We start from the raw sequence: 21,500 nt of genomic DNA, 5'->3' as shown, positions 1-21,500 counted from the left end.
TCTGCAAGGACATCGCTATGATCGCCACCCTAACCCGGCTGTTCCCGCTCTGGGCGCTGCTGCTCTCCGTCGCTGCGTATTATACCCCTTCAACCTTTACCCCAATTGGCCCGTGGGTCAGCACGCTACTGATGCTCATTATGTTTGGCATGGGCGTCCACCTGCGACTTGAAGACTTTAAACGCGTGCTGTCGCGCCCGGCCCCGGTAGCTGCAGGCATTTTTCTGCATTACCTGGTGATGCCGCTGGCGGCGTGGCTGCTGGCGATGTTGTTCCATATGCCGCCCGACCTGTCAGCCGGGATGGTTCTTGTCGGCAGCGTAGCCAGCGGGACGGCGTCCAACGTCATGATTTATCTGGCTAAGGGCGATGTTGCGCTCTCTGTGACGATCTCTTCTGTTTCCACGCTGGTCGGCGTATTTGCCACACCGCTGCTAACCCGTCTCTATGTCGACGCCGACATTAAAGTCGATGTGATGGGCATGCTGGTCAGTATTCTGCAAATCGTCATCATCCCGATTGGCCTTGGCCTGATTGTGCATCACCTGTTCCCGCGACTGGTGAAGCGTGTGGAACCGTGGCTGCCTGCGTTTTCCATGCTCTGTATTCTCGCCATCATTAGCGCAGTTGTGGCAGGTTCGGCGTCACACATCGCTTCCGTTGGCCTGGTGGTGATTGTCGCGGTGATTCTGCATAACACCATTGGCCTGCTCGGCGGCTACTGGGGCGGGCGGCTGTTTGGGTTTGACGAGTCGACCTGCCGGACGCTGGCCATCGAAGTGGGGATGCAGAACTCCGGTCTGGCGGCCACGTTGGGTAAAATTTACTTCTCGCCGCTCGCAGCGCTGCCTGGCGCGTTGTTCTCCGTCTGGCACAATCTTTCCGGCTCTCTGCTGGCCGGGTATTGGTCTGGCAAAGCGATAACGCCAAAGCCAGACGGCAAAAAATAATCGCTAAAAGCCTGCTGATGCAGGCTTTTTTGTCTCGTCGGCGCGGTGGGTTTGTTTTACACTGAGGGTCCTTTCCTGGGAGATTGCAACGATGGCCACAGCCAGACTGACACAGCAAGACATGACGGAAAGCGAACAGCGTGAGCTAAAAACGCTGCTGGATCGCGCCCGCATTGCCCACGGTCGTACGTTGACCAACTCAGAGACTAATCAGGTAAAAAAAGAGTACATCGACAAGCTGATGGCGGAACGTGCGCTGGCGGCCAAGAAAGCTCGCCAGCTGAAGAAACAAAATGCCTTAAAGCCGGATACCACGACGACTTACTCATGGTCTGCCAACAACCATACGCGAGGCAAACGCTAGCTTAGCGGCCTTTTTTCTTCCGGCCTGGAGAAGCAAAGCGTTTACGCGAGGCAAGCTCAGCGGGCGTTTTTGCTGAGCTTTTCGGGCCGCTTACCAACGGTTTTTTCGCCGCTGGGCTGGCCGCTTTTGGCTTCGCTTTTTTAGCCGGTTTCGCCTCTGAGGACGAATCCTCAATCAGCTTAAACAGCTCAATCAGTTCATCATCCGTCAGGTCGCGCCATTCCCCCAGCGGAATACCGGTAAGATTGACGTTCATGATGCGCGTACGCTCCAGCTTCGTCACTTCATAGCCAAAGTGTTCGCACATGCGGCGGATCTGGCGGTTCAGCCCTTGAACCAGGGTGATGCGAAACGCAAACGGCGCTTCTTTTTTAACTTTGCATTTCTTGGTGACGGTACCCAGAATCGGAACGCCCGCCCCCATACCGCGGATAAACTCGTCGGTAACCGGCTTATTCACCGTGACCACGTACTCTTTCTCATGGTCGTTCCCTGCGCGCAGGATTTTGTTCACCAGGTCGCCGTGGTTGGTGAGGAAAATCAGCCCCTGAGAATCTTTGTCCAGGCGGCCAATGGGGAACACGCGCTTGCTGTGGTTTACATAGTCAACGATGTTGTCTTTCTCACCGTCTTCCGTGGTGCTAACAATCCCCACCGGCTTATTCAGCGCAATGAGCACCAGATCTTCTTCATTGCGGGGTTCGATGAGCTGACCATTCACCTTCACGCTGTCACCGGCAAAAACCTGATCGCCAATTTTGGCGCGTTTGCCGTTAATAAAAACGTTGCCCTGTTCGATGTAGCGATCGGCGTCACGGCGTGAGCAGATCCCGCTCTCGCTGATGTATTTGTTAAGACGGGTTGATGACTCTGGCAGCATAAATTCTCCTGTAAAAGCGAAATATACCTCACCTCGACAGCGATAAAAATCATCGCGCTTTGTTCCCTGAACGCTGAGTGTGATCTGACGCGCCTTTCAAGACAAAAGTGCACGCCCCCCACGAGAGCAACTTTGCCTGATGAAATAAAGCAGAATCAACCTATTACAAGCAAATGCACAAAAGTGCCAGCGGCTGACTTTCTGTTCATCAAATGTGCAACATAACCCACCGTAGAACCGCAATGAAAACGAAGATAATTTCTTTAAATAGCGGCAAAGCTGAGGTTATATCAGATTGTGTTCGGAAGAACAGGATTTGCACAAATGTGCAGGAGTCGGCAGATGACGATGGAAAATAGCGATGATATCCGACTGATAGTCAAAGTCGCTCAACTCTATTATGAGCAAGAGATGACCCAGGCGCAGATTGCACGCGAGCTGGGAATTTACCGGACGACCATTAGCCGGTTGCTAAAGCGCGGCCGTGAACAGGGTATTGTTACCATCGCTATCAACTACGACTACAACGAAAATCTGTGGCTCGAGCAGCAGCTTAAGCAAAGGTTTGGTCTCAGAGAAGCGGTTGTCGCCACCAGCGACTCTATGCAGGAAGACGATCAGCTCAATCTTATAGGCCAGCACGGGGCCCAGTTGGTCGACAGGCTGCTAAAGCCCGGTGATATTGTTGGTTTTTCCTGGGGCCGCGCGGTACGTGCGCTGGTAGAAAATCTGCCGCAAGCCAGCCAGTCTCGCCAGGCTATCTGCGTGCCAATCATCGGTGGCCCGTCAGGAAAACTGGAAAGCCGTTACCACGTCAATACGCTAACCTACGGCGCGGCGGCGAAGCTGAAAGCGGAATCGCATCTTGCTGATTTTCCGGCACTGCTCGATAACAAGTTAATTCGCAACGGTATTATGCAGTCCAGACATTTTAAAACCATCGCCTCTTACTGGGATAACCTGGACATCGCGCTGGTAGGAATAGGTTCCCCGGCTATCCGGAACGGCGCGAACTGGCATGCATTTTACGGCAGCGAAGAGAGCGATGACCTCAACGCTCGCCACGTGGCCGGTGATATCTGCTCCCGTTTTTACAATATTGATGGCGAGATGGTTGAAACTGCCATGAGTGAGAAAACACTCTCTATTGAGATAGCGAAACTCAAGCAGGCGCGTTATTCCGTAGGTATTGCAATGGGAGAGGAAAAATACTCTGGTATTCTTGGCGCACTAAACGGAAATTACATTAACTGCCTGGTGACAAACAGAGAAACCGCTGAGTCGTTACTGAAATAAATTTAAAAAAGATGATTTCACGCAGCGCTGCCGCGAGGAATCCCTTTATCTAAAGAAAACAGGAGTCAATAATGGATACGTGGTTAAACTTAAAAGATAAACTTATTATTGTTACCGGTGGTGCGTCGGGAATTGGCCTGGCCATCGTAGATGAGTTATTACTACAGGGTGCCAGAGTGCAGATGGTTGATATTCACGGCGGAGATAAGCACCAGGATCGCGAAAATTATATTTTCTGGTCAACTGATATTTCCAGCGCCAACGAGGTAAATAAAACTGTCGACAGTATTATTCAACACTTTGGTTGTATTGATGGGCTGGTGAATAACGCAGGCGTTAATTTCCCACGTTTATTAGTCGACGAGAAATTACCAGCCGGTCGTTACGAGTTAAATGAAGCGGCATTTGAAAAAATGGTCAATATCAACCAGAAAGGTGTTTTTCTGATGTCACAAGCGGTGGCCCGCCAAATGGTTAAACAACGCAACGGCGTGATTGTTAACGTTTCGTCGGAAAGCGGCCTTGAAGGTTCTGAAGGGCAAAGTTGCTATGCTGCGACCAAAGCCGCGCTGAATAGCTTTACTCGCTCTTGGTCAAAAGAGTTGGGCAAACACGGCATCCGCGTGGTGGGCGTCGCGCCAGGTATTCTGGAGAAAACCGGACTCCGCACCCCAGAATACGAGGAGGCGCTGGCCTGGACTCGTAGCATCACCGTCGAACAATTACGCGAAGGCTATACAAAGAACTCAATTCCAATTGGGCGCTCAGGTCGCCTTTCTGAAATCGCTGATTTTGTTTGCTACTTACTCTCAGAACGCGCCAGCTATATCACTGGCGTAACCACTAACATCGCGGGCGGAAAAACGCGCGGCTAAGGGGGAAAAATGGTTAACGTCATCTTCTGTGCCCACGGCCAGCTTGCCTGCGCCATGCTCGACTCGGTGCGAATGGTCTACGGCGATGTCAACGTCAGCACCGTGGAGTTTGTACCCGGTGAAAACGCTGGCAATATCGCCATTAATCTTGAAAAGCTAGTAGAGACTCGCAAAGAAGAGCAGTGGCTTATCGCCGTTGATTTACAGTGCGGCAGTCCTTGGAATGCCGCTGCGGGGCTAGCAATGAGCAACCCACATCTGCGGGTTATCAGCGGCCTGTCGCTGCCGCTGGCTCTGGAGCTGGTGGACAATCAACAAACGATGAACGCTGACGAACTCTGCATTCACCTGGAGACTATTGCCAGCCAGTGCTGCGTCACCTGGCGGCAACCGGAGACCGTTGAGGAGGACTTTTGATGAACATTACGCTCGCTCGCATCGATGACCGTTTGATTCATGGTCAGGTCACTACCGTTTGGTCAAAAGTGGCCAACGCCCGGCGAATTATTATTTGCAATGACGATGTTTATAACGATGACGTTCGTCGCACGCTACTTCGCCAGGCCGCACCTCCGGGTATAAAGGTTAACGTGGTAAATATCGAAAAAGCCGTCGCCGTATATCATAACCCGCAATATAAAGACGAGTCCGTTTTTTATTTATTTACCAACCCGCATGATGTTTTAACTATGGTCCAACAGGGAGTAAAAATAGCGACTCTAAATATCGGCGGCATGGCCTGGCGACCAGGTAAAAAACAACTAACCAAGGCCATCTCATTAGATGAAATGGATATTAATTCATTTCAACAATTAGATAATCTAGGGGTAAAACTCGATTTACGCGTTGTGGCCTCCGACCCTCCGGTAAATATTCTCGATAAAATAGCAGAACTGTCCGTTACAAAATAATAAATCGGGCCTGTAGTAATATGCCGTAACAGGCAGGGATCCTTATACCTCCAAGGTGACAGATTATGGAAATCAGTACCCTACAAATAATAGCTATTTTTATTTTTTCCTGTATTGCCGGGATGGGCAGCGTGCTGGATGAATTTCAGACTCACCGTCCGTTAATTGCCTGTACCGTGATTGGCTTAATTCTTGGCGATTTAAAAACCGGAATTATGCTCGGCGGAACTCTGGAATTGATCGCACTGGGCTGGATGAACGTCGGCGCGGCTCAGTCTCCGGACTCGGCGCTGGCCAGCATTATCTCGGCTATCCTGGTGATCGTTGGTCACCAAAGCATCGCAACCGGGATAGCTATCGCACTCCCGGTCGCCGCCGCGGGCCAGGTGCTCACCGTATTCGCCCGTACTATTACCGTGGTGTTCCAGCACGCCGCAGATAAAGCCGCTGAAGAGGCACGCTTTGGGACAATCGATCTTCTGCACGTCTCAGCGCTGGGCATCCAGGCGCTGCGCGTCGCCATCCCTGCGCTGGTGGTTTCGCTGTTTGTCAGCGCCGACATGGTCAGCAATATGCTGGGTGCTATTCCAGAATATGTCACCCACGGTTTGCAAATCGCTGGCGGTTTTATCGTGGTGGTCGGCTACGCCATGGTGCTTCGCATGATGGGCGTGAAATATCTGATGCCTTTCTTTTTCCTTGGCTTCCTCGCGGGCGGCTATCTCGATTTCAGCCTGCTGGCCTTCGGCGGCGTGGGGGTCATCATCGCGCTGATTTATATCCAGCTTAACCCGCAGTGGCGCAAGCCTGAACCCCAGGCTATGGCCGCCTCTTCCACTGCCCTTGACCAGCTTGACGACTGATGGAGCCCAATATGGAACAGAGAAAAATTACCCAAGGCGACCTGGTGAGCATGTTTCTGCGATCCAACCTGCAACAGGCGTCATTCAACTTCGAACGTATCCACGGGCTAGGTTTTTGCTACGACATGATCCCGGCCATTAAACGCCTTTATCCGCTAAAAGAGGATCAGGTCGCCGCGCTGAAACGTCACCTGGTGTTCTTCAACACCACACCTGCGGTCTGCGGTCCGGTTATTGGCGTAACGGTAGCGATGGAGGAAGCGCGAGCTAACGGTGCGGCTATAGATGATGGCGCGATTAACGGCATAAAAGTGGGCCTGATGGGACCACTTGCAGGGGTTGGCGACCCGCTAGTGTGGGGCACATTGCGGCCAATCACCGCCGCCCTGGGCGCATCGCTGGCGCTCTCTGGCAATATTCTTGGACCACTTCTGTTCTTCTTTATTTTCAACGCGGTACGTCTTGCCATGAAGTGGTATGGGCTGCAGCTGGGCTTCCGTAAAGGGGTCAGTATCGTCAGCGATATGGGCGGAAACCTGCTGCAAAAACTGACCGAAGGTGCCTCCATTCTTGGCCTGTTTGTCATGGGCGTACTGGTGACCAAGTGGACCACCATCAACGTACCGCTGGTGGTCTCACAAACGCCGGGTGCCGATGGTTCTACCGTCACTATGACCGTACAGAACATCCTCGATCAGCTCTGTCCCGGCCTTCTGGCACTGGGCCTGACAATGCTAATGGTTCGCCTGCTCAATAAGAAAGTGAATCCGGTGTGGCTGATTTTTGCCCTGTTCGGTCTGGGGATTATCGGTAACGCACTGGGCTTCCTGTCCTGATCATTCCGCTCCGGCGATGCCGGAGCTAACGTGCTAAATAAGAGGTGGTTTATGCAAACAACAGCCCTGCGCCTATACGGCAAACGCGATCTGCGTCTGGAAACCTTTGAACTCCCGCCGATGCAGGAGGATGAAATCCTCGCCCGCGTAGTTACCGATAGCCTGTGCCTCTCGTCGTGGAAAGAGGCGAATCAGGGTCAGGATCACAAAAAGGTGCCTGACGATGTGGCGACTAACCCGATCATCATCGGCCATGAGTTCTGTGGGGAAATTATCGCCGTCGGCAAGAAGTGGCAGCACAAGTTTCACGCCGGACAGCGCTATGTGATTCAGGCCAATCTACAGTTGCCGGATCGCCCGGACTGTCCCGGCTATTCATTCCCGTGGATCGGTGGAGAAGCGACCCATGTGGTGATCCCTAACGAAGTGATGGAACAAGATTGCCTGCTCTCCTGGGAGGGCGATACCTGGTTTGAAGGCTCGCTGGTGGAGCCCCTTTCCTGCGTGATTGGCGCTTTCAACGCCAACTATCATCTGGAGAAAGGCAGCTATAACCCTGTAATGGGCATTCGCCCTCAGGGACGCACGCTGATTCTCGGCGGCACCGGTCCAATGGGCTTGCTGGCTATCGACTACGCGTTGCATGGCCCGATCAATCCGGCGCTGCTGGTGGTGACCGACACCAATAAGCCTAAGCTCAGCTATGCACGTCAGCACTATCCGTCCGAGCCGCAAACATTGATTCACTATATTGATGGCCATGATGCCAGCCGCGAAACGCTGATGGCGCTCTCCTGCGGCCACGGTTTTGACGATATCTTTGTCTTCGTCCCCAACGAGCAGCTTATCACTATGGCTTCATCGCTGCTGGCACCCGATGGCTGCCTCAATTTCTTTGCTGGCCCGCAGGATAAGGGGTTCAGCGCCCCCATTAACTTTTACGACGTTCATTACTCCTTCACCCATTACGTAGGCACCTCAGGCGGCAATACTGACGATATGCGTGCCGCAGTTGAGCTGATGCAGACGAAAAAAGTCCAGACAGCAAAAGTTGTGACTCATATTCTGGGGCTTAATGCGGCGGGCGATACCACGCTGGACTTACCGGCGGTTGGCGGCGGTAAAAAGCTGGTTTATACCGGGAAAAAAATGCCACTAACGCCGCTGGGGAAAATTAGCGACCCAGCGCTGGCAGCAATTATGGAGCGTCACCGCGGCATCTGGTCAAAGGAAGCGGAGGAGTATCTGCTGGCCCACGCGGAGGATATTGTTTCCGGTTAGTCGATACCCGCTAATGGTGAAAAGAAAGGCAGCCTGATGGCTGCCTTTCAAGTACATCATCGCCCTTCTTGCACAAGAAGGCGATTTCGTAGCCCCGGCTCCTGAAAATAACGGTGCCATACGGGCGATCAATATTCATCCCGCTCGTCGTCATCGTCCGGCTGGTCCAGCACGCTATAGGCGACGGAGCAGAACAACGAGTTCAGGCGCTTCATGTCCCCCAGCAGCCCAAGGTGCAGCGAGCTGGTCTCAATACTCTGCACGTTCTGCTGGTGCAGGCGATCAACGTGGGCATGAGAGTAACGGCGGTTCATGATACGGAAGCGGTGTTTGTTTCGGCGCAGCCGACGGGCGCTGCCCAGGTCGCTCGAGAAGAACACCGACAGACTCAGCTGCAGGTTGCTGATCAACTGCTGGAGCAGGTTATCCAGCTCGGTCAGGCCGTCCGGCGAGAAGGCCCGGCGCGCGGCGAGAGATTTATCCGCCACTTCGCTGCCCATACGTTCGATAATGTCCGCTGCCTGTTCCAGGTTAAGCGACATTTCAATGATTTCAGCCCAGCGGCGCGACTCCATTTCCGCCAGATCTTCCTTCGGCATCTGCGCGAGATAGAGTTTGATGGCGGTATACAGCACGTCCACGTCATCAGCCAGCTTACGCAGCTCTTTTTCCTGACGCGGCTCACCGTGCATCACCTTGCTCCAGGTTTCCAGCATCTGCTCAAGCACGTCGCCCATTCTCAGGGTTTCACGCGCGGCGTTAGATAACCCCAACGCAGGAGTATCCAGCGCCGTAGGATCGAGGTGCTTCGGCTTCATCCGGGCGTCGACTTCCGGTACTTCGCTGATCACCCGGCGGCAGAAGCGCGCCATGGGTTCGGCAAACGGCACCATCACCAGGCAACGAATCAGGTTGTAGAACACGTGGAAGTAGATAACCAGTTCAGATTCCGGCAGCGGCAGGTGGTGCATCAGCCGGGCCAGGACATGCACAAACGGCAACACCAGCAGACTGCCCACCAGCTTGAACAGCAGACTGCCAAGCGCCACGCGACGCGCGGCAGCATTGGCAGCGCTGTTGTTGATCATCGCCAGTAGGCCGGAGCCGAGGTTAGCCCCGATAACCAGGCATAGCGCCACATCAAATGAGATCACGCCGGTGGAGGTCAGCGTGGCCGTCAGCAGGACGGCGGCCAGACTCGAGTAGCTGATAATGGCAAACATCGCGCCAATCAGCGCGTCGAGCATGATGTCGCCGGTCAGGGAAGCAAAGATCACCTGGACGCCGTTCGCCTGGGTAATCGGCGTAACGGCCCCTACAATCAGCTCAAGCGCCAGCAGAATAAGGCCCAGGCCAATCCCCACGCGGCCAAGCTGCCCGGCGCGGGTCTGCTTGCGGCTGAGGAAGAAGATAACGCCGATGAAAATCAGCAGCGGTGAAAGCCATGAGAGATCGAAAGTCAGGATACGCGCCATTAGCGCTGTACCCACATCAGCCCCCAGCACAATCACCAGCGCAGGGGCGAGCGCCACCAAATCCTGGGCAACAAACGAGGTCACCAACATGGTGGTGGCATTGCTGCTCTGCACCAGCGCGGTAACGCCTATCCCGGCGCAGAAGGCGAGCGGTTTCTTTTCTACGCTGTGGCTAAGCACACTGCGCAGGTTGGCACCGTAAACACGCATGATACCGGTGCGCACAATATGCGTGCCCCAGACCAGCAGCGAAACGGCGGACAGCAGGTGTAACAACGTCAGCACGGATTCTTGTTCTCCTTATCTACCCGTCATACTTCAAACCGCAGGTGTGTTGACTGCACCCGCCCACCCCAGTCACATAGTTAGCTATGCTCCCGGGGATTGTCGGTCTTGTCGCCTTCCTGCAATTCGAATTATTTAGGGTAAAGTTTTTAGGGTTCCCGAAGCAAAAATAACCACCATCCTTCAGTATAAGGGTTTAACTTCAATAAAGAGACAAGGCGCCCCCAGAGCGCCTTGTAAGTTGTAAGGAAAGATAACAGGTTTGTGAGTCAGTCGGCGTCGTAACCGAGGTTTGGCGCAAGCCAGCGTTCAACCTCGCTGACCGGCATGCCTTTGCGTCGGGCGTAATCTTCGACCTGGTCACGCTGAATTTGTGCGACGGCAAAGTACTTACTGTCCGGGTGACTGAAGTACCACCCGGAAACCGACGCACCGGGCCACATGGCGTAAGACTCGGTGAGTTTCATGCCAATCACGTTTTCGACGTCCAGCAGCGCCCAGATGGCCGCTTTTTCCGTGTGCTCCGGGCAGGCCGGGTAGCCTGGGGCCGGACGAATCCCCTGATAATTCTCGCGAATCAGCTCCTCGTTGCTGAGGTTTTCCGTGGCCGCGTAGCCCCAGTAGACTTTACGCACGCGCTCGTGCAGATATTCAGCAAAAGCTTCGGCCAGGCGATCGGCGACCGCTTTCACCATGATTTTGTTGTAATCATCGTGCCGGGCATCGTAGGCGCCTGCCAGCGCGTCTTCTTCAATACCGCCGGTGACCGCAAAAGCGCCGATGTAGTCGGCTTTACCGCTGTGTTTAGGCGCCACAAAATCGGCAATGCAGTAGTTCGCGAAGCCGTTCTTTTCCGTTTGCTGGCGTAGATGGCGGCTGAAGCCTTTAACCTGAGAGCGTGTTTCATCGGCATAAACTTCCACGTCGTCGCCCACGCGATTCGCCGGGAACAGGCCGACCACGCCGCGCGGCGTCATTGTTTTCGTCCGGTGGAGCATATCCAGCATGTCGTTAGCGTCTTTAAACAACCGTTTTGCCTCCTCGCCAACCACCTCATCTTCCAGAATGCGGGGGTATTTACCGGCCAGCGACCAGGTCATGAAGAACGGTGTCCAGTCGATATAGTTTCGCAGCGTTTCAATACTGGCGGTCACTTCCTGCACGCCCAGCCGATGCGGAACCGGAGGCGTATAGCTTTCCCAGTCGAAAGGCAGATCGTTATCCCGCGCGACTTCCAGCGTAACCGGCGGCGTGCGCGGTTTTTTACGCGCGTGCTGCGTACGAACAACTTCGTACTCTTTGCGAGTGCGGGCGACAAACTCATCACGCTGGGTTTCTGAAAGTAGAGCAGAAACCACGCCAACGGTACGTGACGCATTCTGCACGTAGACGGTTGGCCCGCTGTAGTTCTGCTCTATTTTCACCGCCGTGTGGGCTTTTGACGTTGTCGCGCCGCCGATCAGCAACGGCAGCGTAAAACCCTGCCGCTCCATCTCTTTGGCCACATTGACCATTTCGTCCAGCGATGGGGTAATAAGCCCTGACAGGCCGATGATATCGGCCCCGACTTCACGGGCGGTTTTCAAAATTTTCTCACCGGGCACCATCACGCCAAGATCGATAATCTCGTAGTTGTTACATTGCAGCACCACGCCGACGATGTTCTTGCCGATGTCATGCACGTCGCCCTTGACGGTGGCCAGCACGATTTTACCGTTGCTGCTGCCCTGTTCCTTGCTGGCTTCGATGTACGGCTCAAGGTATGCCACCGCCTGCTTCATCACGCGGGCAGACTTCACCACCTGCGGCAGGAACATTTTCCCTTCGCCGAACAAATCACCCACCACGTTCATTCCGGCCATCAGCGGGCCTTCAATCACTTCAATGGGGCGAGCCGACTGCAGGCGGGCTTCTTCGGTATCCGCTTCAATAAACTCGGTGATGCCTTTCACCAGCGAATATTCCAGACGTTTCGCCACGTCCCAGCTACGCCACTCCGCCAGTTGAGCATTGGCGCCGTCATCGCTTTTGCTGCCGCGATATTTTTCAGCCAGCTCCAGCAAACGTTCGGTGCTGTCGTCGCGACGGTTAAGAATGACGTCTTCAACCGCATCCCGCAGCTCAGCCGGGAGATCGTCGTAAATCGCCAGTTGCCCGGCGTTCACAATCCCCATGTCCATACCGTTACGAATTGCGTAATAGAGGAATACCGCGTGAATAGCTTCCCGCACTGGCTCGTTGCCGCGGAAAGAGAAGGAGACGTTAGACACGCCGCCGGATATCATCGCGTGGGGCAGCTCGCGCTTAATGTCTTCGCAGGCGCCGATAAAATCCTGGGCGTAGTTGTTGTGTTCTTCGATGCCGGTCGCCACCGCGAAGATATTTGGGTCAAAGATGATGTCTTCCGGCGGGAAGCCCACCTCTTCGGTAAGAATTTTATAAGCTCGCCGGCAAATCTCGATTTTACGCTCTCGCGTATCGGCCTGGCCGGCCTCATCGAACGCCATCACCACCATCGCCGCGCCGTAGCGGCGCACCAGCTTCGCATGATGGATAAACGGCTCAATGCCTTCTTTCATGGAAATAGAGTTAACGATGCCTTTGCCCTGAATGCACTTCAGCCCTTTCTCGATCACCTCCCATTTCGAGGAGTCGATCATGATTGGCACCCGGGCAATATCCGGTTCACCGGCAATCAGGTTCAGGAAACGCACCATCGCCGCTTCGGCATCCAGCATTCCCTCGTCCATGTTGATGTCGATGATTTGCGCGCCGCTGGCGACCTGTTGCAACGCCACGTCCAGCGCTTCGCTATATTTCTCTTCTTTGATCAGACGCTTAAACTTTGCCGAGCCGGTAACGTTGGTGCGTTCACCGACGTTAACGAACAGGCTGTCCGCGCCGATATTAAGCGGCTCAAGCCCGGCGAGACGACAGGCAACCGGCAGATCGGGGAGTTTGCGCGGCGCAACGCCTGCTACCGCTTTGCTCATCGCGGCGATGTGCGCAGGCGTCGTCCCGCAACAGCCGCCGACAATGTTCAGGAATCCAGCCTGCGCCCATTCCCCAATCTGCTGCGCCATCACTTCCGCATCGAGGTCGTACTCACCGAAAGCGTTCGGCAGACCAGCATTAGGGTGAGCCGTCACGTAGCACTCGGCAATGCGCGACAGTTCAGCCACATACTGCCGCAGTTCGTCCGGCCCCAGCGCGCAGTTAAGCCCGAAAGAGAGCGCGTCGGCGTGGCGCAGGGAGTTATAGAAAGCTTCTGTCGTCTGACCGGAAAGCGTGCGGCCTGACGCATCGGTGATGGTGCCGGAAATCATGATCGGCAGGTCAACGCCGAGCGCTTCAAACTCTGCCTTTACGGCGAAGATGGCGGCTTTGGCATTCAGGGTGTCGAAAACCGTTTCGATCATGATCAGGTCGGCCCCGCCTTCCACCAGCGCCCTGGTCGATTCACGGTAAGCGGCGACCAGCTGATCAAAGGTGATGTTGCGGAAGGCAGGGTCGTTCACATCCGGGGAAATTGACGCCGTGCGGTTGGTCGGGCCAAGTACACCGGCGACGTAACGCGGTTTTTCCGGCGTGCGGGCCGTCCATTCGTCGGCACAGGCACGCGCCAGCTTAGCGGCTTCGAAGTTAATTTCTGCCGACAGCGACTCCATTTGGTAATCCGCCATCGCAATGGTGGTGGAGTTAAAGGTGTTGGTTTCGACGATGTCGGCGCCAGCTTCAAAGTAGGCATAGTGAATCGCGGCGATAATTTCCGGTTTGCTGAGCACCAGCAGATCATTGTTGCCTTTGAGGTCACACGGCCAGTCGGCAAAACGCTCGCCACGGAAATCACTCTCATCGAGACGGTAGCTTTGGATCATGGTCCCCATACCGCCGTCCAGCACCAGAATGCGCTCACTAAGTTGTTGTTTCAGTTTTTCTACGTTGTTGCTCACGCTCACTCCCACCTGTTTTCCCTGCCTGACGGATATGCCATCCCATACTTGCACAATCTATAGGGTCGTAAAAGCCGCATATCGGGAACATGAGAGATGTTCAGCATCACTCCTCCGATCAGTCTGAGTAGCGGTTGCAAATTCGCCAAATAAAACGAAAATGATTTCCACGATACGAAAAAGGAGTCCGGTATGGTTGCTACAGTCCCCGCTAAACGAGGTAAGAAACCCCGCGCCGCAGCCGCTGCGGCTCCGGCTGCTACCGGGCAAGTGCAGTCCCTGACCCGCGGCCTTAAGCTGCTGGAGTGGATTGCCGAATCTCACGGTAGCGTGGCGCTCACCGAGCTTGCCCAGCAGGCTGGTTTGCCCAATTCCACCACCCACCGTCTGCTCACTACGATGCAGCAGTTAGGTTTTGTGCATCAGGTGGGCGATCTTGGTCACTGGACGATTGGCGCGCACGCATTTGTCGTCGGCAGCAGCTTCCTGCAAAGCCGCAATCTGCTGGCCATTGTGCACCCTATTCTGCGCAAACTGATGGAAGCCTCCGGCGAAACCGTCAACCTTGCGGTGCTCGACAAGAGCGATCATCAGGCGATTATTATCGACCAGGTGCAATGCACGCAGCTGATGCGTATGTCAGCACCTATTGGCGGCAAGCTGCCGATGCACGCGTCCGGTGCTGGCAAAGCGTTTCTGGCTCAGTTGAACGACGACGAACTGGCGGGCCTGCTGCACCGCAAAGGACTGCACAGCTACACGCCAGCCACGCTGACTTCACCGCTGCATTTAAAGGAAGATTTAGCGCAAACCCGCAAGCGCGGTTATTCATTTGACGATGAAGAGCATGCCTTGGGGCTGCGCTGCGTGGCTTCGTGCATCTACGATGAACACCATGAGGCGTTTGCGGCGATCTCTATTTCTGGCCCGATTTCGCGCATCACCGATGACCGCGTGACGGAGCTGGGTGCGCTGGTAATCAAGGCTGCAAAAGAAATTACGCTGGCTTACGGCGGCGGGCGCTAGCCCGCTCGCTTCACTTCCCCAAACCGCTGGCTGAAGCGCTGCCGGCGGCGATAAGCATAAACATCTTCTACATAGCCATCGCGGATGCGGGTTTGCAAAGCGCGCCAAAAGTCGGCGCGGAACAGGTCGGCGTGCATTTCATCGAATAGCGGGCGAATGCGTCTGTCCGCGCAAAGATAGTGGCGGAACTCTTCCGGGAAGACATCTCCCGGCGAGATGCTGTACCACGGCTCCGAAGAGAGTTCATCTTCAGGGTAACGCGGCGGCGGAATATCCCGGAAATTCACCTCGGTCATGTAGCAAATTTCATCGTAATCGTAGAACACCACCCGCCCGTGGCGCGTCACGCCAAAGTTTTTAAATAGCATGTCGCCAGGGAAGATGTTGGCTGCCGCCAGTTGGCGAATGGCATTGCCGTACTCTTCCACTGCATCCCTTAGCTGCTGGCCTTCTACCTGCTCCAGCCACAGGTTAAGCGGCACCATTCGCCGCTCAATGTAGAGATGGCTGATGGCAATTCGGTCGCCAAGATCGGTTAGTTTTTCAGGTACTTCTTCCTGTAGCAGCGCCATGAGATCGGAACTTATCTGCCGCTTATCCAGCACGAAGTTTTCAAACTCCTGAGTATCCGCCATGCGCCCCACGCGGTCGTGTTCTTTGACCAGTTGATAACAGGCACGAACCCTTTCGGCGGTGACCTCTTTTTGCGGCGCGAACTTGTCCTTTATCACTTTAAACACGCGATCGAAGCCCGGCAGCGTGAACACCAGCATCACCATGCCGCGTATGCCGGGTGCCTCAATAAACTGCTCGGCCGTGCTCTGAATGTAGGTCAAATACTCGCGATAGCTTTCGGTTTTGCCGTGCTTCTGGCAGCCAATCGCCATGTACAGTTCGGCGGTCGTTTTACCCGGTAAAATCTCGCGCAGCCACTCCACAAGCGCTGCGGGAAAAGGGGCATACACCATGAAATAAGAGCGAGCGAAGCCAAAAACGATGCTGGCTTCAGGCGAGCTGGTCAGGCAGGTATCCACCAGTAACCGGCCATCATCGGTGCGATGGATCGGCAACAAAAAGGGGATTTTTCCTCCCGGCAGAACCAGTTTGCCAACCAGCCAGGCGGCTTTATTGCGATAAAACAGTTCATTAGCCACTTCCAACGTGGCCGTTCGCAATGTTTCTGCGCCGAAGGTTTCATGCAGATGAGCGAGGATAAAACCCACATCCCGCGCAATATCCTGCCAGGGCAGGCGCAGCGGGAGATCGGAGAGCAAGGTCGTGAGCAACGTCGTCCAGCCTTGCTCCGGGAGAAACGTTTTTGCGAGTGGGCGAGGCAGCGGCCGAAGCTGCTTGCCTGCCTGTGAGCTGAAGATAAAAAGCCGCTCGGGAGTAAGCGAGCGGTGGTCGAAGAGCCGACAATAGACAGAATTAAAAAAGCTTTCGGCAATTTCAAAGCGTGGGTAATCCGGCAGTAGCCGGGTGTATTGCTCTTTCACGCGCAGTAAAAAGGCCGCGTCGGTGTTCTGCCCGCCGGTAATGCAGCGAAGCTGTTCTGCTACGAGGCCTACGTGGTGATCGTACAGGTTGATGCGGCTTTTCATCGCCTGTTGAACGGCATGCCAGTCGGCCTGTTCAAAGCGCTGCTGGGCACCCGCAGTGACCTCCAGAAATCGACCGTATTGGGCGTCGAACCCCTGCAGGATGGTGTGGGCAATTAACAGCTCCAGCCTGTGTGACATTTATTTCTCCCCTCACCCCGGCCCTCTCCCAAAGGAGAGGGGGAAAATAAAGTTTGTTCAGAACTGCTCTTCTTCAGTCGAACCTGTCAGCGCCGTGACGGAGGAAGATCCGCCCTGGATGACGGTAGTTACGCGGTCAAAGTAGCCGGTGCCCACTTCCTGCTGGTGAGAAACGAAGGTGTAGCCTTCGGAAGCGGCAGCAAATTCAGGCTGCTGTACTTTCTCAACATAGTGACGCATCCCCTCACCCTGCGCATAAGAGTGCGCCAGGTCGAACATGTTGAACCACATGCTGTGGATCCCCGCCAGGGTGATGAACTGGTATTTGTAGCCCATGTCCGACAGTTCTTGCTGGAAGGACGCGATGGTTTTGTCATCGAGGTTTTTCTTCCAGTTAAACGACGGCGAGCAGTTGTAGGCCAGCAGTTTGCCAGGGAAGCGTGCGTGGATGGCTTCCGCGAAACGGCGGGCCTGGTCCAGGTCAGGTTTAGAGGTTTCACACCAGACCAGGTCGGCATAAGGCGCGTAGGCCAGGCCACGGCTGATGGCCTGCTCAATGCCAGCGCGAGTACGGTAGAAACCTTCCTGAGTGCGTTCACCGGTGATGAATTCACGGTCGTATTCGTCGCAGTCGGAGGTGATCAGATCTGCCGCGTCAGCATCGGTACGGGCGATCAGCAGCGTTGGAACTCCCATCACGTCAGCCGCCAGACGAGCCGCGGTCAGCTTCTGGATAGCTTCCTGAGTTGGGACCAGAACTTTACCGCCCATGTGGCCACATTTCTTGACCGAGGCAAGCTGGTCTTCAAAGTGCACCGCAGCGGCACCGGCCTGAATCATCGACTTCATCAGTTCGAAGGCGTTCAGCACGCCACCAAAACCAGCTTCTGCATCGGCAACGATCGGCAAGAAGTAGTCAATGTGGCGCGGATCTCCCGGTTCAATATTGGATGCCCACTGGATCTGATCCGCACGCTGGAAGCTGTTGTTGATCCGATCGACAACCGCAGGGACAGAGTTCGCCGGGTAGAGTGACTGATCCGGATACATGCTGGACGCCAGGTTCGCGTCTGCCGCAACCTGCCAGCCGGAGAGGTAAATGGCTTCGATACCCGCTTTCGCCTGCTGTAAAGCCTGGCCGCCGGTTAACGCCCCCAGACTGTTTACGTAGCCTTTTTTCGATTCACCGTGCAGCAGGCGCCAGAGTTTAGCCGCCCCGTGCTGTGCCAGGGTACATTCCGGGGTCAGTGAACCGCGCAGTTTCACAACGTCTTCTGCGCTATAGGTACGCTTGATGCCTTCCCAACGTGGCTGTGTCCATTCTTGTTGTACTTGTTGAATCTGTTGGCTACGAGAGGTTTTCATTTCAGATGCTCCATTTTTATAGGGTTAGGTTCAGGCAAGCAGGCGGTAGCCCGGCAGCGTCAGGAAGTCGATTAACTCTTCTGAGGTGGTAATTTGTTCCATCAGCCGCGCAGCTTCATCGAAGCGTCCCTGGCTAAAACGCTGGTCGCCCAGCTCGTCCTGAATTACCAACATCTCTTCGGCAAGCATCTGGCGGAACAGCGCTTTCGTCACGGTCTGACCGTTGCTTAGCGTCTTTTGGTGGTGGATCCATTGCCAGATGGAAGTACGGGAGATTTCAGCGGTCGCGGCATCTTCCATCAGCCCGTAAATCGGTACGCAGCCGTTGCCGGAGATCCACGCCTCGATGTACTGCACCGCCACGCGAATGTTGGCGCGCATGCCTTCTTCGGTGCGCTCGCCAGGGCAAGGCTCAAGCAGCTGTGCCGCTGTGATGGGTGCATCTTCGCTGCGGCTGATATCCAGCTGGTTCTGGCGCTCACCCAACGCTTTGCCAAAGACCTCAACAACCGTGTCCGCAAGGCCCGGATGCGCAATCCAGGTACCATCATGACCGTTGTTGGCCTCCATCTCTTTGTCCGCTTTGACTTTGTTCAGTACCCATTCATTACGCGCGCTGTCTTTGCTCGGGATAAAGGCCGCCATGCCGCCCATCGCAAAGGCACCGCGACGATGACAGGTCTTGATCAGCAGGCGCGAGTAAGCATTCAGGAAAGGCTTATCCATCGTCACGGACTGTCTGTCCGGCAGGACGCGATCCGGGTGGTTTTTCAGGGTTTTGATGTAGCTGAAGATGTAGTCCCAGCGACCACAGTTCAGGCCCACGATGTGATCTTTCAGGGCATGCAGAATCTCATCCATCTGGAAGACAGCAGGCAGCGTTTCGATCAACAAAGTCGCTTTAATCGTGCCACGTGGCAGATCGAAGCGATCTTCCGTGAAGCTGAAGACTTCGCTCCACCAGGCCGCTTCCTGCCATGACTGGGTTTTGGGCAGATAGAAATAAGGGCCACTGCCTTTAGCCAGCAGGGCATCCACGTTGTGGAAGAAATAGAGCCCGAAGTCGAACAGGCTGCCAGGGATTGCTTCCCCGCGCCAGGTCACATGTTTTTCAGGCAGATGCAGACCGCGCACGCGGCAAACCAGTACTGCCGGATCGGGTTTCAGCTGATAGATTTTTCCCGCTTCGTTTGTCCAGCTGATGGTGCCGTTAATCGCATCTCGCAGGTTGATCTGCCCGTCGATGACTTTGCTCCAGCTCGGCGCCAGGGAATCTTCAAAGTCGGCCATAAAGACTTTTACGTTAGCATTCAGGGCGTTGATCACCATTTTGCGTTCAACCGGCCCGGTAATTTCTACCCTGCGGTCGAGCAGATCCTGCGGAATACCACGAATCTGCCAGTCACTTTTACGAATGGAATCGGTTTCCGAATTAAAATCAGGAAGCTTTCCGCCGTCGATGGCCTGCTGTTCAGCAATGCGAGATGCCAGCAGCTTGTTGCGCTGTGGGGTAAAGCGACTCACCAGCTCGCCGAGGAACTCTACGGCTTCCGGGGTGAGGATCTGCTTCTCTTGCTCGCCAAACGGCTGGCTAAAGGCCAGCTCTTCGCTAACTGTCTGTTGTGTCATTCGGTTACTCCTTCGTCTTATCCCGTCGAGACGGCCAAAAGTGAATCGCGCACGGCTGTGCAGTTTTCATGCAACAGAATTAAGACTACTTGATGATTTTTTAAAATCAAAAACTATTTCCATTTTTGATTTTAAATTGATTTATCACGTTGATATTTATGAGATTAAAGTTTGTTCGAGGAGGGAAGTGATTTTCAGAATAGAAAAAAGGCGCCGAAGGCGCCTGGAATGGGAAGCTGAAACGCTTAATCGAGCGTCGGGTTCATGTGGCGAAGGTCGAATGGCGTAATCTGGTAGACGTAATAGTTCAGCCAGTTGGTGAACAGTAAATTGCCATGACTGCGCCAGGTTGCGTGAGGTTTCTTCGCCGGATCGTCCCCCGGGAAATAGTTATATGGCACCTCTGGCTGGAGCCCAGCATCAACATCGCGGAAGTACTCGCCGGACAGCGTCAGCGCATCATATTCCGGGTGACCGGTCACGAACGCAATGCGCTTATCCCTGCTGCCAAACAGGTAGGCATCGCCCTGTTCTGTTTCAGCAAAGATCTCCAGATCGGTGTAGTCGCGGATCAACTGCGCAGGAAAATCAGCATAGCGAGAGTGAGGTGCCAGGAATGAATCATCGAACCCGCGCGTCAGCAAAGCATGGGGCTGGGTAACATTGTGCTCGTAGACACCGGAAAGTTTTTCATCCCGGGTTTGTTTAGGAATACCGTACAAAATATTCAACGCGGCCTGAACTGCCCAGCAGACAAACAGCGTCGAGGTGACATGATCTTTGGCCCATTCCAGCACCTGCTGGATCTGCGGCCAGTAAGCCACATCATTAAATTCGACCAGCCCGAGCGGAGCGCCGGTGACGATCAATCCGTCGTAGTTGTCGTGTTTAATGTCGTCAAAATTGCAGTAAAAGTTATTGAGGTGCTCGCCAGGCGTATGGCGAGACTCCCGGCTGTCGATGCGCAGCAGCTGGATATCCACCTGCAGTGGAGAGTTGGAGAGCAGCCGCAGGAACTGGTTTTCCGTCTCAATTTTCTTTGGCATCAGATTCAGGATCAGTACCTTTAACGGACGTATTTCCTGATTGCTGGCGCGCGATGTCGTCATCACAAAGACGTTTTCTTCACGCAGGAAATTGACGGCTGGTAGCTCGTCCTGCACCCGAATCGGCATAACCTTATATCCTCAAAGCATACGTTTAAACGTTTAGACATCCAGACACCTGACGATACCGAGTTTATGGTTCAATGTCGAGTCAGAAGCGAAAAGGTGAAAATGTTTCATTTAAGAGTGATAACTTAGAGAAGAGACTTACGCTGGATTGAATACAAGATTGCAGTGAATAGCTCTGTCGTAGAAAGATAAAAATATGAAGGGTATAAAAAGCAAAAAACCCCGTCCTTTCGGTCGGGGTTAATGCTTAATTTGATGCCTGGCAGTTGTATGCCGGGCTGTCCTGCCCCTCACCCTGCGGGCAGCCTAAGGCTGTGCAAAATCGTTCCAGACGATTTTGTATTCGTATCATCCTGATACTCACCCCTCCGGGGCCGCCGCACGCGGCGTTCAAAATCATTACTAATGATTCTTGTCCTCCTCAGAAGAGCGCTCACCGACAAACAGCAGATAAAACAAAAGGCTCAGTCTTTCGACTGAGCCTTTCGCTTTTATTTGATGCCTGGCAGTTCCCTACAATACTCGTATCGTCCTGATACTCGCCCCTCCGGGGCCGCCGCGAGCGGCGTTCAAAAGTGTTCCCGACACTTTTGTCGC

At 54.5% G+C, this 21,500-nt stretch carries 17 protein-coding genes; 10 read left to right on the top strand and 7 right to left on the bottom strand.

All coding sequences use genetic code 11. The features are described from left to right. Window positions 1–17 precede the first annotated feature (17 nt). Together panS and LH86_RS06465 are read left to right on the top strand one after the other, a co-directional pair. A complete protein-coding gene (gene panS, locus LH86_RS06470; protein WP_039299431.1) occupies window positions 18–950 on the top strand; it encodes a ketopantoate/pantoate/pantothenate transporter PanS in 933 nt (310 codons plus the stop codon). A 91-nt stretch (window positions 951–1,041) separates the two neighbouring features. After that, complete coding sequence (locus LH86_RS06465) at window positions 1,042–1,314, top strand: DUF3811 domain-containing protein (protein ID WP_008455871.1); 273 nt, start codon at window positions 1,042–1,044, stop codon at window positions 1,312–1,314. A 1-nt stretch (window position 1,315) separates the two neighbouring features. Here the strand turns inward: LH86_RS06465 and rluF are convergent, their stop codons facing one another. Beyond that, entirely contained in the window at window positions 1,316–2,194 is an 879-nt protein-coding gene (gene rluF, locus LH86_RS06460) for a 23S rRNA pseudouridine(2604) synthase RluF (RefSeq protein WP_039299429.1), read from the bottom strand. A 348-nt stretch (window positions 2,195–2,542) separates the two neighbouring features. Here rluF and LH86_RS06455 point away from each other — a divergent pair, with 348 nt between their 5' ends. From LH86_RS06455 to sorE, 7 genes are all read left to right on the top strand, one after another. After that, window positions 2,543–3,490, top strand: a complete 948-nt coding sequence (locus LH86_RS06455; RefSeq protein WP_197061708.1) for a sugar-binding transcriptional regulator — start codon at window positions 2,543–2,545, stop codon at window positions 3,488–3,490. 71 nt (window positions 3,491–3,561) lie between these two features. Next, window positions 3,562–4,365, top strand: a complete 804-nt coding sequence (locus tag LH86_RS06450; RefSeq protein ID WP_039299424.1) for an SDR family oxidoreductase — start codon at window positions 3,562–3,564, stop codon at window positions 4,363–4,365. Between the two features lie 9 nt (window positions 4,366–4,374). Then, a complete protein-coding gene (locus LH86_RS06445) occupies window positions 4,375–4,782 on the top strand; it encodes a mannose/fructose/sorbose PTS transporter subunit IIA (RefSeq protein WP_039299422.1) in 408 nt (135 codons plus the stop codon). After that, window positions 4,782–5,276 carry a mannose/fructose/sorbose PTS transporter subunit IIB gene (locus LH86_RS06440; RefSeq protein WP_039299419.1) on the top strand — a complete coding sequence of 165 codons (495 nt, stop codon included), beginning with the start codon at window positions 4,782–4,784 and terminating at the stop codon, window positions 5,274–5,276. Before LH86_RS06445 ends, LH86_RS06440 begins: the two co-directional genes overlap by 1 nt. 65 nt (window positions 5,277–5,341) lie before the next feature. Further along, window positions 5,342–6,139, top strand: a complete 798-nt coding sequence (locus LH86_RS06435) for a PTS mannose/fructose/sorbose transporter subunit IIC (protein ID WP_039299416.1) — start codon at window positions 5,342–5,344, stop codon at window positions 6,137–6,139. An 11-nt stretch (window positions 6,140–6,150) separates the two neighbouring features. Continuing rightward, complete coding sequence (locus tag LH86_RS06430; RefSeq protein ID WP_039299414.1) at window positions 6,151–6,975, top strand: PTS system mannose/fructose/sorbose family transporter subunit IID; 825 nt, start codon at window positions 6,151–6,153, stop codon at window positions 6,973–6,975. A 51-nt stretch (window positions 6,976–7,026) separates the two neighbouring features. Beyond that, window positions 7,027–8,256 (top strand): L-sorbose 1-phosphate reductase, encoded by a 1,230-nt coding sequence (gene sorE, locus LH86_RS06425; RefSeq protein WP_039299410.1) that lies wholly within the window; start codon window positions 7,027–7,029, stop codon window positions 8,254–8,256. 128 nt (window positions 8,257–8,384) lie between these two features. Here the strand turns inward: sorE and LH86_RS06420 are convergent, their stop codons facing one another. Both LH86_RS06420 and metH read right to left on the bottom strand, forming a co-directional pair. Then, window positions 8,385–10,016: a Na/Pi cotransporter family protein gene (locus tag LH86_RS06420; protein WP_039299409.1), complete on the bottom strand. Its 1,632-nt coding sequence runs from the start codon at window positions 10,014–10,016 to the stop codon at window positions 8,385–8,387. 269 nt (window positions 10,017–10,285) lie between these two features. After that, window positions 10,286–13,969, bottom strand: coding sequence for a methionine synthase (gene metH, locus LH86_RS06415; protein WP_039305965.1), 3,684 nt, complete (start codon window positions 13,967–13,969; stop codon window positions 10,286–10,288). Window positions 13,970–14,161: 192 nt separating this feature from the next. On the opposite strand from metH, the gene iclR reads away from it, so the two are divergent. Beyond that, window positions 14,162–14,995 carry a glyoxylate bypass operon transcriptional repressor IclR gene (iclR, locus tag LH86_RS06410; protein ID WP_039289289.1) on the top strand — a complete coding sequence of 278 codons (834 nt, stop codon included), beginning with the start codon at window positions 14,162–14,164 and terminating at the stop codon, window positions 14,993–14,995. Here the strand turns inward: iclR and aceK are convergent. The 4 genes from aceK to metA form a co-directional block, all read right to left on the bottom strand. Further along, complete coding sequence (gene aceK, locus LH86_RS06405; protein WP_039299408.1) at window positions 14,992–16,734, bottom strand: bifunctional isocitrate dehydrogenase kinase/phosphatase; 1,743 nt, start codon at window positions 16,732–16,734, stop codon at window positions 14,992–14,994. The genes iclR and aceK overlap by 4 nt on opposite strands. 57 nt (window positions 16,735–16,791) lie before the next feature. Beyond that, the gene (gene aceA / locus LH86_RS06400) at window positions 16,792–18,099 is read right to left on the bottom strand and encodes an isocitrate lyase (protein WP_039299407.1); all 1,308 of its coding nucleotides are present in this window, start codon (window positions 18,097–18,099) and stop codon (window positions 16,792–16,794) included. 30 nt (window positions 18,100–18,129) lie between these two features. Continuing rightward, window positions 18,130–19,728, bottom strand: a complete 1,599-nt coding sequence (gene aceB / locus LH86_RS06395) for a malate synthase A (protein WP_039299404.1) — start codon at window positions 19,726–19,728, stop codon at window positions 18,130–18,132. Between the two features lie 245 nt (window positions 19,729–19,973). After that, complete coding sequence (gene metA / locus LH86_RS06390) at window positions 19,974–20,903, bottom strand: homoserine O-acetyltransferase MetA (protein ID WP_008455894.1); 930 nt, start codon at window positions 20,901–20,903, stop codon at window positions 19,974–19,976. Window positions 20,904–21,500 lie beyond the last annotated feature (597 nt).

This window comes from Cedecea neteri, from assembly GCF_000758325.1.
GTDB lineage: Bacteria > Pseudomonadota > Gammaproteobacteria > Enterobacterales > Enterobacteriaceae > Cedecea > Cedecea neteri_B.
This window is presented reverse-complemented; position numbering and strand designations above follow the sequence as displayed.

Bases quoted from the DNA above. Each gene is read 5' to 3' on its own strand.
- panS (WP_039299431.1), top strand. From the start codon at position 18: ATGATCGCCACCCTAACCCGGCTGTTCCCGCTCTGGGCGCTGCTGCTC.
- LH86_RS06465 (WP_008455871.1), top strand. From the start codon at position 1,042: ATGGCCACAGCCAGACTGACACAGCAAGACATGACGGAAAGCGAACAG.
- rluF (WP_039299429.1), bottom strand. From the start codon at position 2,194: ATGCTGCCAGAGTCATCAACCCGTCTTAACAAATACATCAGCGAGAGC.
- LH86_RS06455 (WP_197061708.1), top strand. From the start codon at position 2,543: ATGGAAAATAGCGATGATATCCGACTGATAGTCAAAGTCGCTCAACTC.
- LH86_RS06450 (WP_039299424.1), top strand. From the start codon at position 3,562: ATGGATACGTGGTTAAACTTAAAAGATAAACTTATTATTGTTACCGGT.
- LH86_RS06445 (WP_039299422.1), top strand. From the start codon at position 4,375: ATGGTTAACGTCATCTTCTGTGCCCACGGCCAGCTTGCCTGCGCCATG.
- LH86_RS06440 (WP_039299419.1), top strand. From the start codon at position 4,782: ATGAACATTACGCTCGCTCGCATCGATGACCGTTTGATTCATGGTCAG.
- LH86_RS06435 (WP_039299416.1), top strand. From the start codon at position 5,342: ATGGAAATCAGTACCCTACAAATAATAGCTATTTTTATTTTTTCCTGT.
- LH86_RS06430 (WP_039299414.1), top strand. From the start codon at position 6,151: ATGGAACAGAGAAAAATTACCCAAGGCGACCTGGTGAGCATGTTTCTG.
- sorE (WP_039299410.1), top strand. From the start codon at position 7,027: ATGCAAACAACAGCCCTGCGCCTATACGGCAAACGCGATCTGCGTCTG.
- iclR (WP_039289289.1), top strand. From the start codon at position 14,162: ATGGTTGCTACAGTCCCCGCTAAACGAGGTAAGAAACCCCGCGCCGCA.
- aceK (WP_039299408.1), bottom strand. From the start codon at position 16,734: ATGTCACACAGGCTGGAGCTGTTAATTGCCCACACCATCCTGCAGGGG.
- aceA (WP_039299407.1), bottom strand. From the start codon at position 18,099: ATGAAAACCTCTCGTAGCCAACAGATTCAACAAGTACAACAAGAATGG.
- aceB (WP_039299404.1), bottom strand. From the start codon at position 19,728: ATGACACAACAGACAGTTAGCGAAGAGCTGGCCTTTAGCCAGCCGTTT.
- metA (WP_008455894.1), bottom strand. From the start codon at position 20,903: ATGCCGATTCGGGTGCAGGACGAGCTACCAGCCGTCAATTTCCTGCGT.